Raw genomic sequence first — 13,280 nt, 5'->3', positions numbered from 1 at the left:
GCTCGGGGCGCTAATCAGCGCCCCTACTCCTGCATCAGCGCAACGTCAGCCGCACCAGCACCGCCCCGCCCAGCCGCTCCCCCAGCGACCAGATGAGAAAACGCTCGATAAACTCCGGCGCATCGATGAACAGCGCGCCACAGACCAGTACGCTGAGCAGCGAGACCACGAGGAAAAGCTGCGGTATCGACAGTTCAAGCAGCACCAGCAACACGATTGCGATGATGGCTGACATAACCATGAATAAAGCGTTGAGGATGTTATTCGCCGCGACCACCCGCGAACGCTCATGAACCACGCTACGCGACTGAATCAGGGCGAACAGCGGGACGATATACAGCCCACCGAAAATACCCAGCCCAAGAATGTCCGCCAGTATCCACCAGGCTGATGGCTCGCCGAGCAAAGCCAGCCAGCTAACGGTTGTCGCTGGCGCCACATGGCCGCCCGCATGCCACCACAGCAACACGCCGCACAGGCTCAGCCCGATAGCACCGAATGGCACCAGACCGATCTCCACATGATGTCGTGACAGCCGTTCGCATAGCAGTGAACCCAGCGCAATGCCGACCGAGAACAGCGTAAGGATCAGCGTCACGACGCTTTCATCGCCGCTCAGATGCTCCTTGGCGAACGCTGGAATTTGCGTCAGATAAGTCGCGCCGAGAAACCAGAACCACGAGTTGCCGAGCATCGCACGCGACACGGCACGCTGCTGACCGAACCCGAGCCGCAGGATTCGCCATGACTGGCGCAGTACGTGCCAATCCATATGCAGGGTCGGCAGGGCGGCCGTTCCGCCGGGAATAGCAAGGCTTGCCAGATACCCGGCCAGCGCGATCAGCACGACGCTGACCGCCACCAGTTCGGCATAGGCTTCGTTCGCCATCAACACACCGGCGCCGATGGTGCCGCCGAGAATCGCCAGAAAGGTGCCCATCTCCACCAGCGCGTTGCCACCGACTAGCTCATCTTCGGCGAGCTGCTGCGGCAGGATCGAATACTTGACCGGTCCGAACAGCGCCGATTGCGTGCCCATGCAGAACAGCACTACAAGCAGCATCGGCAGATTGCCAAGCAACATGCCGACGGCGCCGACGAGCATGATCAAGATCTCGGCGAACTTGATCCGGCGAATCAACCAGGCTTTCTCGAAACGCTCACCGAACTGCCCGCCGAGCGCAGAGAACAGGAAGAACGGCAGGATAAAAAGCAGCGCACAGAGATTGATCAGCAGGCTGGTGTCCGCGGCAGTGCCAAGCTTGAACAGAATCGCCAGGATCAGCGCCTGCTTGAACACATTGTCGTTAAATGCGCCAAGCAATTGGGTGCAGAAAAATGGCAAGAAGCGGCGCTTGCCGAGCAAGCGAAACTGCGAATGCGTGGCAGCCGGCCCGTCAGCCAGCGTCGGCCGGCGCAAATCCGCATCAGGAGATATCTGGCTCATATCGGTAACTGCCCAAAGGCCCAGCGCAGCAGGAAGAAACTCAGCAGCCCGCCGGCGATTGTCGCCAGCAGATTGCGGCTTAAGGTAGCGATAGCGATAGCCAGGAGGCCTGCAAGCAGGTAGGCATTGTTCCAGTGCAGGGCCCACTCCCCTTCCGGCATCAGCATGCCAGGCACCACGATGGCGGTAAGCACTGCCACTGGCACGTAATGCAGCCCCTGCTCGATGGCGCGGGGAAAACGCAGATTGGGCCAGGCAAAGAAGCTGTAGCGAGTCACGAAGGTGATCGCCAGCATGCCAAGGATCAGCAGCCAGGTGCTCATGACGCCCCCTGCAGTCGCGCATCTATCTCGGCCCGGCGCTCCAGCCAGACGCCGACAACGATGCCAGCCATCGCAGCGGCGATCAGACCGAGCTTGTAAGGCATCTCCCAGGTCAACAGCGCCACCGCACCGGCAACCAGTGCCGAGGCCACTTGCGGCCGGGTGCGCATCATCGGCACGGCGATACCGATGAAGGTGGCGATCATGGCGAAGTCCAGGCCCCAGCGGGCGATATCCGGAACGGCCCGACCAAAGGCGACACCCACCAGCGTCGAAAGCTGCCAGCTGATGTACATCGTCAAGGCGGCTCCTAGGAAGAACCAGTGTTTGTAGGGCGAACCATCGTCACGGGCGTAGCGGTTCTGTACCACGGCGAACGCCTCGTCAGTCAGCCAGAAGGCCAACGGCGCTCGCCAGCGTCCGGGCAAATGACGAACGAATGGCTGCAGCGCGGCGCTATACAGCGCATGCCGCAAGTTCACGACGAAGGTCGTCAGCAGCACCACTGCAGCCCCTACCCCGCCGGTGATCAGCGTGACGGCTATGAACTGGGCGGAGCCGGCGAAAACCAGCGCGGACATGCCCATGGTTTGCCAACCAGACAATCCGGCGCCTATCGCCAGCGTGCCGAAGATCACCCCGAACGGAATAGCGCCGAGGATCAACGGCAATATGTCGCGGCAACCGCAGACGAACTCTTGCGAGCGGGACATCAGAACTCCTTGTAACCCTCATCACGATGACCATCAGCCGCCAGCCGAGTGGAACGGCACGGCAGCGACGACGGACAAATTGAGCGGACCGTGCGGCAAAGCACCGCACGATAACCGAACTGGGCGGACCAGGCGATGCGGAGCGCCGCCTTGCCGATAGTCAATCGGCCGCGAGGCGTTGCCGAACCTGCGGCCAATCGCGGTCGGTGATGCTATAGAGGACGGTATCGTCCAAACGGCCATCCGCAAGCCGGCGATGATTGCGCAACACGCCTTCGCGAGCGGCGCCGAGCTTCTCGATGGCTCGCTGCGAGCGCAGGTTGCTGGCCGCGGTCTTCAGCTGCAGCCGCACCAGCTGCCATTCCTCGAACGCATGGCGCAGCAACAGGAATTTGATCGAAGCGTTGAGCCCGGTGCCATGCTCCGCCTTATCCAGCCAGGTCCAGCCCAGCTCGGCTGCCGGCAAGCTGCTGACGAAATCGGCGAAGCGGGTTGTGCCGATCAGTCGCTCTGCCATCCGCACGCTGAACACGACGGCACGCCCGTCACGCTGCTCAGCCAGAGCGTGGCGATACCAATCGGGACGCAGCGGACCGCTCATGAATGCCAGCTCGTCGCGGTTCCGTTCAGCCAACGTAACCAGCTCTGGAATGTCCGCCTCCATCAGCGGCTCCAGGCGTAACGCCCCACGCTGCAGGGTTACCGGATGCGGGATGAGCATGACATTCTCCTGTTATTGGCTGCGAGCGACTGCCGGATGCCCAGACAGTAACCGATGCTTTGCGACATGTGGGCTTCACAGACGATCGGCGATGCTGCTGGCGCGCCCGTCCTAGACACATGCGACCTTGGTCGCAACCCTGCACACGAGCGCACCATTGCTGCGAAACTTCGCCAATTCAGCATATTAATGAGTCACCAGGGCTGATTAAATTCGGCGCGGCCCACGGCCCCCGAAGCCAACCTGGCACTTGTCCTTCGTTTTCTGGAGTTTGCATGACGCTGTCAGGCGGGCTGATCGCTGCGGTCGCCCTCGTCTATATGGCCATTCTGTTCGCCATCGCCTTCTACGGCGACCGCAATCGCGACTCCATGTCGCCGCGTTTGCGCCCCTGGGTCTACAGCCTGTCGCTGGCGGTGTATTGCACCAGCTGGACGTTCTTCGGCGCAGTCGGTCAATCCGCCGAGCAGCTGTGGGCGTTCCTGCCGATCTATCTTGGCCCGATCCTGCTGATGCTGTTCGCCCCGCACGTGATCCAGAAGATGATCATGATCAGCAAGCAGGAGAACATCACCTCGATCGCCGACTTCATTGCCGCGCGCTACGGCAAGTCGCAGACGTTGGCAGTGGTGGTCACCCTGATCTGCCTGGTCGGGGTATTGCCCTATATCGCCCTGCAGCTGAAAGGCATTGTGCTGGGCGTGAACCTGCTGAGCGGTATCAACATCGACACAGCGGGCACCGGGACACGCGACACGGCCCTGATCGTCTCGATCGTTCTGGCGCTTTTCACCATCCTCTTCGGCACGCGCAACCTCGACGTCACCGAGCACCACCGCGGCATGGTCCTGGCGATCGCCTTCGAGTCGCTGGTCAAACTGCTGGCATTTCTGGCGGTCGGCGCCTTCGTCACCTTCGGCCTGTTCAACGGTTTCGGCGACCTGTTCAACCAGGCCCATGACTCTCCCCTGCTCGCGGATTTCTGGGGCGAGAACATCAATTGGTCAGCGATGCTGGTGCAAACCACCGTGGCGATGATGGCGATCGTCTGCCTGCCGCGGCAATTTCACGTTGCGGTCGTGGAAAACATCGAACCGCGCGACTTCCGTCTAGCGCGCTGGGTATTCCCGCTCTACCTGGTACTGGCCGCAGTGTTCGTCATCCCCATCGCCCTGGCTGGGCAGATGTTGCTCCCGGCAGGCGTAACACCGGACTCGTTCGTCATCAGCTTGCCGCTGGCGGAGCTGCACCCATGGCTCGCCCTGCTCGCCTTTATCGGCGGCGCTTCGGCGGCAACCGGTATGGTCATCGTCGCCAGCGTGGCGCTGTCGACCATGGTCTCCAACGACATGCTGCTGCCCTGGCTGCTGCGCCGCCAGGAAACCGAACGCCCATTCGAGGCGTTCCGCCATTGGATGCTCTCGGTGCGCCGTATCAGCATCGTGGTAATCCTGCTGCTGGCTTATGTCAGCTACCGACTGCTCGGCTCCACGGCGTCGCTGGCCACCATCGGGCAGATCGCCTTTGCCGCCATTACCCAGCTGGCACCGGCAATGGTCGGTGCGCTGTACTGGAAGCAGGCCAACCGCCGCGGCGTGTTTGCCGGCCTGACCGCCGGTGCCGCCATCTGGTTTTACACATTGATTCTGCCCCTGCTGGGCTGGCCGCTGGACATGTTCCCGGGCCTGAGCTGGATGTACAACGGCGGCCTCGGTTTCGGCCTCAGCGGGCTCACCCTGGGCGTGACCCTTTCCCTGGTAGGCAACGCGACACTGTTCTTCTGGGTATCGATTCTGACGCAAACCCACGTAGCCGAGCATTGGCAGGCCAGTCGTTTCATTGGCCAGGAAATCACCTCTCCGACCGGCGCACGCCGCCTGCTCGCCGTACGGGTCGAAGACCTGCTGACGCTGGCATCGCGCTTCGTCGGTGCCGAACGCGCCGAGCAGAGCTTCCAGCGCTTCGCCCGGCGCCATGGCCAGGACTTCTCGCCCAAACTGCAGGCCGATGGCCAATGGATTGCCCATACCGAACGCCTGCTCGCCGGCGTGCTGGGTGCGTCCTCCACCCGCGCGGTGGTCAAGGCGGCGCTCGAAGGACGCGACATGCAGGTCGACGACGTGGTGCGCATCGTCGGCGAAGCCTCGGAAGTGCTGCAATTCAACCGCGCACTGCTGCAAGGCGCGATCGAAAACATCACCCAGGGCATCAGCGTGGTTGATCAGTCGCTGCGGCTAGTGGCCTGGAACCATCGCTATCTCGAGCTGTTCGAGTACCCAGACGGGCTGGTTTATATCGGCCGACCGATCGCCGACATCATCCGCTACAACGCCGAGCGCGGCCTATGCGGCCCGGGCGACCCTGACACCCACGTGGCCAAGCGGCTGTACTGGATGCGCCAGGGCCGCGCACATACGTCCGAGCGCCTGTTCCCCAACGGCCGGGTGGTCGAGCTGATCGGCAACCCGATGCCCGGCGGCGGCTTCGTCATGAGCTTCAGTGACATTACCGCCTACCGTGAAGCCGAGCGCGCCTTGAAAGACGCCAACGAAGGCCTCGAACAACGGGTCAGCGAGCGAACTCAGGAGTTGTCGCAGCTCAACCAGGCGCTGATCGAAGCCAAGAGCACGGCGGAAGCGGCCAACCAGTCGAAAACACGCTTCCTCGCCGCAGTCAGTCACGACCTGATGCAGCCGCTCAACGCTGCCCGCCTGTTCTCCGCAGCGCTGTCGCACCAGCAAAGCGCGTTGCCCGCTGAAGCCCAGGAACTGGTGCAGCATCTTGACAGCTCGCTGCGTTCGGCCGAAGACCTGATCACCGACCTGCTGGACATCTCGCGCCTGGAAAGCGGCCGGGTCACCCCTGATCGCAACCCCTTCCCGCTGGCCACGCTGTTCGACACCCTGAGCACCGAGTTCACTGTGCTGGCTCGCGAGCAGGGTGTGAACTTCCGCGTGTACAGCAGCAAGCTGCGCGTCGATAGCGACATCCGCCTGCTGCGCCGAGTACTGCAGAACTTCCTCACCAACGCCTTCCGCTACGCCAAGGGCCGAGTGGTACTCGGCGTGCGCCGGCAAGGTGCATCGCTGCGGCTCGAGGTCTGGGATCGTGGCCCTGGTATTCCGCAGGACAAGTTGAAAGTGATCTTCGAGGAGTTCAAACGCCTGGACAGCCACCAGACGCGCGCCGAGAAGGGCCTGGGCCTTGGGCTGGCCATCGCCGATGGCCTCTGCCACGTACTCGAACATCCACTGGAGGTACGCTCCTGGCCGGGCAAAGGCAGCGTGTTCAGTGTCACCGTGCCGATTGCCCGCGCGCTCAGCCAGCCACGACCGGTAGTTAAACGCGGCGAACCGCAACACACCGCACTGACCGGTACCCAAGTCCTGTGCATCGACAACGAAGACAGCATTCTGGTCGGCATGAACAGCCTGCTTACACGCTGGGGCTGTCAGGTATGGACCGCCAGCAACCGCGCCGACTGCGAAGACCTGCTGGCAGAAGACATTCGCCCACAACTGGTTCTGGTCGACTATCACCTGGATGAAGGCCAGACCGGTACGGAGCTAATGGCCTGGCTACGCACCCGCCTCGGTGAGCCGGTGCCGGGCGTGGTGATCAGTGCCGATGGACGTCCGGAACTGGTGGCGGCGATACATGCAAGCGGCCTGGACTTCCTGCCCAAGCCAGTCAAACCAGCCGCGCTCCGCGCACTGATGAGCCGGCATCTGACCTTGCGATAGCTCGCATATCCGGGCCTGCATAGTGAGGCCGCCCCGCCTTGCAATGCTGCTGTCAGTGGCCGGCTACGCTGATGGCCATTTGCGCAATCGCCAGCGGGGCGGACGATGACACTCAAGTTGTTCTCAACCTCGCCACGGCGCTTGCAGCAGGACTGCTGATCGGCATCGAACGCATCTGGAGCGGCCGCGGGCGGCCAGCGCCCGGATTTCAGCAACCACCAGACTGAGGTCGCGATACGCGGCATCGTCTTCGCTGCCCTGAGCAACAGCCTGGTCAGTGCGCTGCTGATCACCTGATCGGTGGGCGCGCGCTGGCGCTACGCACCTTGCCAGTCATGTTCGCCGGCTTGCTGACGGGCCTAGCGGTGCTGCTGCTGCGCTGAAAGTGCTACCTAGTCGCCAGCTTCACTGAGTTCTTCAGCGCCGGCGCGCTCCAGCCAATCCCCCGGCAACCGCTTGCTGGCCCGCGCGCCAAGTGACTTCAGCTGCTCAGCGCGACCGACCAGGTTGCCGCGGCCATCGCTGAGCTTGTTGCGCGCAGAAAGGTAGGCGCGATCCACCTGCTGCAACCGGCTGCCGATTTCATCGAGGTCCTGGATGAAAGCGACGAACTTGTCGTACAGCCCGCCGGCCTTCTCGGCGATCTCCCGTGCGTTCTGGCTTTGCCGTTCCTGCCGCCACAGGCTGTCGATGACCCGCAGGGTAGCGAGCAAGGTGGTCGGGCTGACGATCACGATGTGTCGGCCGTATGCCTCCTGAAATAGATCGGGGTCGGCCTGCAGCGCTGCGGCGAAAGCCGCTTCAATTGGGACGAACAGCAACACGAAGTCGAGGCTCTGCAGCCCGTCCAGGCGCTGATAATCCTTGAGCGAGAGGCCCTTGAGGTGGCTGCGCAGCGATTGCACATGCTGCTTGAGCGCCAGCGCCCGACTGCTATCGTCCTCGGCGCAGGTCAGCGCCTGGTAGGCGGTCAGGCTTACCTTGGCGTCCACCACGACCTGCTTGTCACCTGGCAGATGTATCAGTACATCCGGCTGGAAACGCTCACCATCCGGGCTCTTCAGGCTGACCTGCGTATGATACTCGCGGCCTTTTTCCAGCCCGGCGTGCTCCAGCACCTTTTCCAGCACCAGCTCACCCCAGTTGCCCTGCGTCTTCTGACCCTGCAACGCGCGGGTGAGGTTGGTCGCCTCGTCGCCCAGGCGCTGGTTCAGCTGTTGCAGCCGCTCCAGTTCACGGGCCAGGGAAAACCGCTCACGCGCCTCGTTCTGGTAGCTTTCCTCGACACGCTTCTCGAACGACTGGATACGTTCTTTCAGCGGATCGAGCAGCTGCCCCAGACGCTCATGACTGGACTCGCTGAAACGCTGCTCACGCTCATCGAAGATCTTCCCGGCAAGCTCGGCGAACTGTGCGCGCAAGTCATCCCGCGCCGCCTGCAGATCCGTCAATCGCTGCTGATGCGCGCTGTGCTGTTCGCGCAGCTCGGCTTCGAGCGCTGCATGCGCTGCGCTCAATCGACGCAACTCTCCCATCTGGGCGTCACGCTCGGCTTGCAGATCAGCGATGGTTTCCATGTTGCCGTCGCGCTGCGTGCGCAGCAGCTCGGTCTCGCGGCGCAGCGCGGCCAGCTCTGCCTGCTGCTCGGACTTGATGCCATTCAATTCGGCGAGTTCGATCCGGCAGCCTTCCAGCTGGGCGGTCAGCCCTTGCTGAGCCAACGCCGCTTGCCTGAGCCGCTCGTCGAGCATTGCCTGTTCGGCTTCGGCGCAAGACAGGCGGCGCTGCAGATAGACGCTAAGCACGGCCAGGGCGACTGCGCCGAGCGCCAAACCGATCAATAGATGAAGAGGATCAAAGGACATGAAGGGCTCCGGCGAAATTGCCGGGCAGTATAGCGACCCGCAGATAGACGGGTGCGGGGCCGTTTAGGCCTTGACCCGCTGGAGGAAGCGCACCGCTTCCTGAGAGCCTTGCGCCGCGGCCTGTTCGAGCCAGAGGCGCGCCTTGGCAGGCTCGGGATGATCCGGCTCGCCATACCGGCGGCCAAGTTCCAGCTGAGCCTGGCAATCACCAGCACGCGCCGCCTGACGCAGCAGTTCGAAACCGATGCGGCGATCGCGCTGACTTTCACACTCACAGCACAGCAAGCGGCCGAGGCGGCTCTGTGCTTCTACCACGCCCTCGCGCGCAGGCTGCTTGAGCAGACGGCCGGCGATGCGCTTGACGCCCTGGTTTGTGCCCAGGTGCTGGCTGTCGAGCAACCACAGCGCCATACGCAGCGGCAGACGTGCCGATGGAGTGGAAGTAGCAAAGGAGGCGGAAACGGAGGTACGCGTTCTCATGCACATCAGGGGGCTGGATGGATAAGGTCGCGCACTCTACTCCTTTTTTCTGAGAGTTAAAGTCTTGTCAAAAACGAAAAAAGTAGATCCGGATCACATCAGTTTTTAATCCACAGAAGCTGTGGATAACTCAGTGGACAAACAGCAGACAAATCGTCGAACGCCACGTCTCATGGGGGCTGCGCTTAAACTGGCGCTTTTTTCGCCAACGAAAAAAGTGCTTATTTTTCAATTGGTTATTAACGTTCTATGGATTCAATTGATTTGCGACAGTTTGTCATAAGGCCTTGACAGGGCCACCGCACAAATGTGCACAAGTTCGGCGCACGTCGCTCAGAAGCCCTTGACACAACGGCCTACGCGGGCTTCGAGTGAACCTTTCAAGCCTCGCGCTGTCGCTTCCTGCACCACGCCAGAGCACGGTCGCTACGTCTGTTCTGCAGCTATGCTGTCTCCCTCGCCTTCTGGAAGTGGCCATGACAAAACCGTCGAGAATCCTGCTCTGGCTGTTGCTAGGACTGCTGGGGCTTGCATCGCTTGCCGGCGGCTTCGCCTGGTATCAGTGGAATATGTTCAAGCGGGAACAGGGCATTGAGCGCCTCGAATGGGAAAACCTGCGCGTCTCGACTCAAGGCATAACCGTTAGCCGTTTGAACTACGAACAGCGAACTGTGGACGGCTTGGCCATGGCCGCACAGGCTGACAACGTTGCCTTGCGGATACCCAGCCTTTCAAAACCGTTGCCAGCACGATCCCTACATATCGATCGAATCCAGTTCACACTACTTTCACTGCCAGACGCTCCCGAAGACCACTCTCCAGCACCGGACCTTGAACAATATGAACGGTGGGCGGCCTGGCTACCGCAGCGATTGACCATAGACGATCTGCAGCTGGACCTCCCCTGTGCCAACGGCCGTTGCGACGAACGGGGCGCACTGCAGCTGCAACATGCTGGCGAATCATTGCTGCCGCTTGAAGCCCGCCTGGATCTACGACGCAACCAGCACCAGTTATCGCTGACCATCAGTGCGCAGCGTTCCGATGAACTTCACAGCCTGATCGAAGCGAAGCTGCTGATCGATGGGCAACCGCGCCTGGAAACCCGCCACCAGCTGGACAGTACCAATGAACTGCTGTGGAACGGCACGCTGTCGATGGGCAGCCTGCCGGAAGCGCCCTGGTTGCTGGAATGGCTAGGGGAATGGACAAGCTACCAACCTGCCACGCTGCCGGACATGCCGACAGACATGCGACTGGGCGCAGGCTGGGCACTGGCGTTGCCGCAGGCACCGGGCGCAGGTTTCGACTGGCGCGATGCCGCCGGCGATCTGCGCCTGTCTGCTCATCTGCCCGCCTTCTGGCCCGTCATCGGCCTTGGCGAGCTACAAGGCGAGATCGACCTGGCGGCCAATGGGCAGAACGGTCTGTGGCTGCCCACCGAACTGAAAGCCAGCCTCAAACTACGCCCTGAACCAACGATGGTTGCCGAACTGCCGAAAAGCCTGCGCCCCACTCTGCTGAATCTCGATATCGTCCCGATGGAAGCCGAGACGGCTCAAGGCCGGCTGCCCTTGCAGCTTCGCCTGGAATCCCAGGGCAGCACCCCGGCAACGCTGCAAGCGCGCGTGCAGCTGGCCACCGCGCCGCCTTACACATTGGATGTCGAGCAAGCACGCCTGCAACTGCGCAGCAGCAAGCTGCAGCTGGATGCGCTTTCACTGCAAGGACTGGAGGCCGCACTGAGCTTTTCGGGCCGAGCTGACTTCGAGCGGATCGCTCTGCAGGTCGATAAGACATCGCGTGTAACCCTCGCCCGAATGACCAGCGCAGAGTTTGCGGCCAGCCAGTTACGTGCCGAGCTGCCGCAGCCGCTCAGCCTGCAAATCGAGCGCAGCGGGACCGAACCCATTACATGGCGCCTACGCGGCCCGGTAGAGCTGCGCCTGGGCACACTGGAGCATCCGCAGCTGATCAGCCAAGGCTGGCGCTGGAGCAGCCAGCTGGATGTCGACGCAACGCGATTGAATGCAACCGGCCCGCTAAGCAATGACGCCGGGCTGGCACTGGCAACCAGCCTGAACAACGCCTGGAATGGCTCGTTGCAGGTAAGCGGCAAGCTGCAAGAGATATTCCTGCGCGCCGGCAATCCATTCGCCCGCAGCTTCACTGCCTGGCCGGCAGCGCTTGAGCTGAACAGCGGGCGGCTGCTGGGCGATGGCAAGTTTTCGTTGCCGACCGGCAGCGGTGTGCTATCGGCCAGTCTCGCCCTTGAGGCAAGAGGCCTGGCGGGCATCTACGACCGCACCGAGATATCCGGGCTCGATGCGCGCCTTGCCGGCAGCCTGCAGCACAATCGTTTGCAGATGGACATCACCGAACTCCGCCTGGCGCAGCTCAATCCCGGCTTCACCTTCGGCCCGCTCCTGCTGCGTGGTGCTTACAACGCCAGCCTCGACCAACCGGGACAAGGGCGCCTGAGCTGGCAAACTGCCGAAACGCAAATCCTCGGCGGCCGGTTCTCGCTGGAGCCGGCAAGCCTTGATCTGGCCGCAGCGCAACAGCAGCTCAACGCCCATCTGCAGGGCGTGCAGCTAAGCGAGTTGCTGGCAGCCTATCCAACCGAAGGCCTCAGTGGCAGCGGCCATATCGACGGCAGCTTTGAAATCCATCGCAGCGCCACGGGGCTAAGCGTGGATCAGGGGCAGCTCGCAGCACGCGCACCGGGTGGCGTACTGCGCTTTCGCTCACCGAAGATCGAAGCCCTCGCCCAGGCGAACCCAGCCATGCGAATCGTCAGCGAGGCCTTGCACGATTTTCATTATGATCTGCTGAGCAGCGACGTCCGCTATGATGAGAGCGGCAAGCTGAACCTCGGGCTACGTCTGAATGGCCGCAACCCGGCTTTGGAAGGCGGTAGACCTATCAACTTCTCTATCAACCTTGAAGAGGACATTCCGGCGCTACTAACCAGCTTGCAGCTGAGCGACCGGGTAAGCGAAACCATTCAACGGCGGGTGCAGGAACGGCTTCGCTGAGGCCATGCAACCGCAAGCCGACACAGGAGAGACCGCCATGCGGTTGCGCCAATCGCTGATCATTCTGTTGCTGGCCCTGTTTGCCAGCGCCTGTACGCCGAGGGTGGAACTGGCCGTGCCGAACGAGCCGATCAACATCAACCTGAACGTGAAGATCGAACACGAGATTTACATCCGGGTAGACAAGCAGCTCGACTCAATCATCAACCAAGACAGCGGACTGTTCTGAGGACGACGATGAAAACCTATCTCAAATTGGCGAGCCTGCTGTTCGCGCTCGCCCTGGCCCTGCCCGCAGCAGCCATGACACTCAACGAAGCCATGTCCGCCCTGGGCGACGCCAAGGCCAGCGGTCTGCTTGGCGAGAGGCCCGACGGCTACCTTGGAGTGGTTCGCTCCAGCCAGAACGCCGAGGACATCGCCAGCCAGATCAACCAGGCGCGCCGCGCGGAATACCACCGTGTTGCCAAGCAGAACGGCATCAGCGTCAGCGACGTGGAAGCCATTGCAGGCAAGAAGGCCATCGAGAAAACACCACCGGGACAGATCATCCAGCTCAACGGTAACTGGATCCGCAAGTAACTAAACACCGATGGCCGGGCCCGCCGGCCATAGCTGTTGGCGACAGTGCCTACAGCAGCATCAGAGCATGTGCCCGAATCACCAGCATCTCCTGCCGAAACCGGCGCTCCAGCTCGGCGCGGTAATCGGCCCACCAGCTCCTGTCCAGCTCATCGACCATGACCTCGTAGACCACCGATTCGTCGTGAACGGCATTGTCTCCGTCCTCCAGCCAGTAACCACTCGCCGGCGCTCGCGAATATGTGGTCAGGCCGCCGAAGTGCTCGATGAGCTCATCGCTCACCATGCCGAACAGCGATTTCGGCAGCGCTTGCTGATCATTGTCATAGAGCGGTAGCAGCAGCTGGATCAGATACATGTCGGAGCTC

General features: G+C 62.1%; 11 protein-coding genes and 1 pseudogene. 5 read left to right on the top strand and 7 right to left on the bottom strand.

Annotated elements, in window-relative coordinates; genetic code table 11:
* Window positions 1-34 precede the first annotated feature (34 nt).
* The 4 genes from SM130_RS07195 to SM130_RS07180 all read right to left on the bottom strand — a co-directional run bounded on the left by SM130_RS07195 (window position 35) and on the right by SM130_RS07180 (window position 3,204).
* Window positions 35-1,447: an MFS transporter gene (locus SM130_RS07195; RefSeq protein ID WP_102823437.1), complete on the bottom strand. Its 1,413-nt coding sequence runs from the start codon at window positions 1,445-1,447 to the stop codon at window positions 35-37.
* Entirely contained in the window at window positions 1,444-1,770 is a 327-nt protein-coding gene (locus SM130_RS07190) for an AzlD domain-containing protein (protein WP_102823436.1), read from the bottom strand. Before SM130_RS07190 ends, SM130_RS07195 begins: the two co-directional genes overlap by 4 nt.
* Complete coding sequence (locus SM130_RS07185; RefSeq protein ID WP_102823435.1) at window positions 1,767-2,483, bottom strand: AzlC family ABC transporter permease; 717 nt, start codon at window positions 2,481-2,483, stop codon at window positions 1,767-1,769. Before SM130_RS07185 ends, SM130_RS07190 begins: the two co-directional genes overlap by 4 nt.
* Window positions 2,484-2,643: 160 nt before the next feature.
* Window positions 2,644-3,204, bottom strand: a complete 561-nt coding sequence (locus SM130_RS07180) for a GNAT family N-acetyltransferase (RefSeq protein ID WP_102823434.1) — start codon at window positions 3,202-3,204, stop codon at window positions 2,644-2,646.
* Window positions 3,205-3,479: 275 nt separating this feature from the next.
* Here SM130_RS07180 and SM130_RS07175 point away from each other — a divergent pair, with 275 nt between their 5' ends.
* Both SM130_RS07175 and SM130_RS22320 read left to right on the top strand, forming a co-directional pair.
* On the top strand, window positions 3,480-6,947 hold the full coding sequence (locus SM130_RS07175) for a hybrid sensor histidine kinase/response regulator (protein ID WP_102823433.1): 3,468 nt from the start codon (window positions 3,480-3,482) through the stop codon (window positions 6,945-6,947).
* Between the two features lie 225 nt (window positions 6,948-7,172).
* Window positions 7,173-7,330, top strand: a pseudogene (locus SM130_RS22320) (MgtC/SapB family protein); the annotation flags it as partial.
* Between the two features lie 9 nt (window positions 7,331-7,339).
* Here SM130_RS22320 and rmuC read toward each other — a convergent pair.
* Both rmuC and SM130_RS07165 read right to left on the bottom strand, forming a co-directional pair.
* Window positions 7,340-8,812 (bottom strand): DNA recombination protein RmuC, encoded by a 1,473-nt coding sequence (rmuC, locus tag SM130_RS07170; RefSeq protein WP_102823432.1) that lies wholly within the window; start codon window positions 8,810-8,812, stop codon window positions 7,340-7,342.
* Window positions 8,813-8,875: 63 nt separating this feature from the next.
* On the bottom strand, window positions 8,876-9,223 hold the full coding sequence (locus SM130_RS07165) for a tetratricopeptide repeat protein (RefSeq protein WP_102823431.1): 348 nt from the start codon (window positions 9,221-9,223) through the stop codon (window positions 8,876-8,878).
* A gap of 545 nt (window positions 9,224-9,768) precedes the next feature.
* Here SM130_RS07165 and SM130_RS07160 point away from each other — a divergent pair.
* From SM130_RS07160 to SM130_RS07150, 3 genes are read left to right on the top strand one after another with little or no spacing between them, the layout of a single operon-like run.
* Window positions 9,769-12,330, top strand: a complete 2,562-nt coding sequence (locus tag SM130_RS07160) for a YdbH domain-containing protein (RefSeq protein ID WP_102823430.1) — start codon at window positions 9,769-9,771, stop codon at window positions 12,328-12,330.
* A gap of 37 nt (window positions 12,331-12,367) precedes the next feature.
* On the top strand, window positions 12,368-12,559 hold the full coding sequence (locus tag SM130_RS07155) for a YnbE family lipoprotein (protein WP_102823429.1): 192 nt from the start codon (window positions 12,368-12,370) through the stop codon (window positions 12,557-12,559).
* Between the two features lie 8 nt (window positions 12,560-12,567).
* Window positions 12,568-12,912, top strand: coding sequence for a YdbL family protein (locus SM130_RS07150; RefSeq protein WP_102823428.1), 345 nt, complete (start codon window positions 12,568-12,570; stop codon window positions 12,910-12,912).
* A gap of 49 nt (window positions 12,913-12,961) precedes the next feature.
* Here the strand turns inward: SM130_RS07150 and SM130_RS07145 are convergent, their stop codons facing one another.
* Window positions 12,962-13,270, bottom strand: a complete 309-nt coding sequence (locus SM130_RS07145) for a hypothetical protein (RefSeq protein ID WP_102823427.1) — start codon at window positions 13,268-13,270, stop codon at window positions 12,962-12,964.
* Window positions 13,271-13,280: the final 10 nt, after the last annotated feature.

The organism is Stutzerimonas stutzeri (assembly GCF_038561965.1).
GTDB lineage: Bacteria > Pseudomonadota > Gammaproteobacteria > Pseudomonadales > Pseudomonadaceae > Stutzerimonas > Stutzerimonas stutzeri_AA.
The sequence above is the reverse complement of the archived record's forward strand: the minus strand, read 5'-3'. Positions and strand labels throughout refer to the sequence as shown.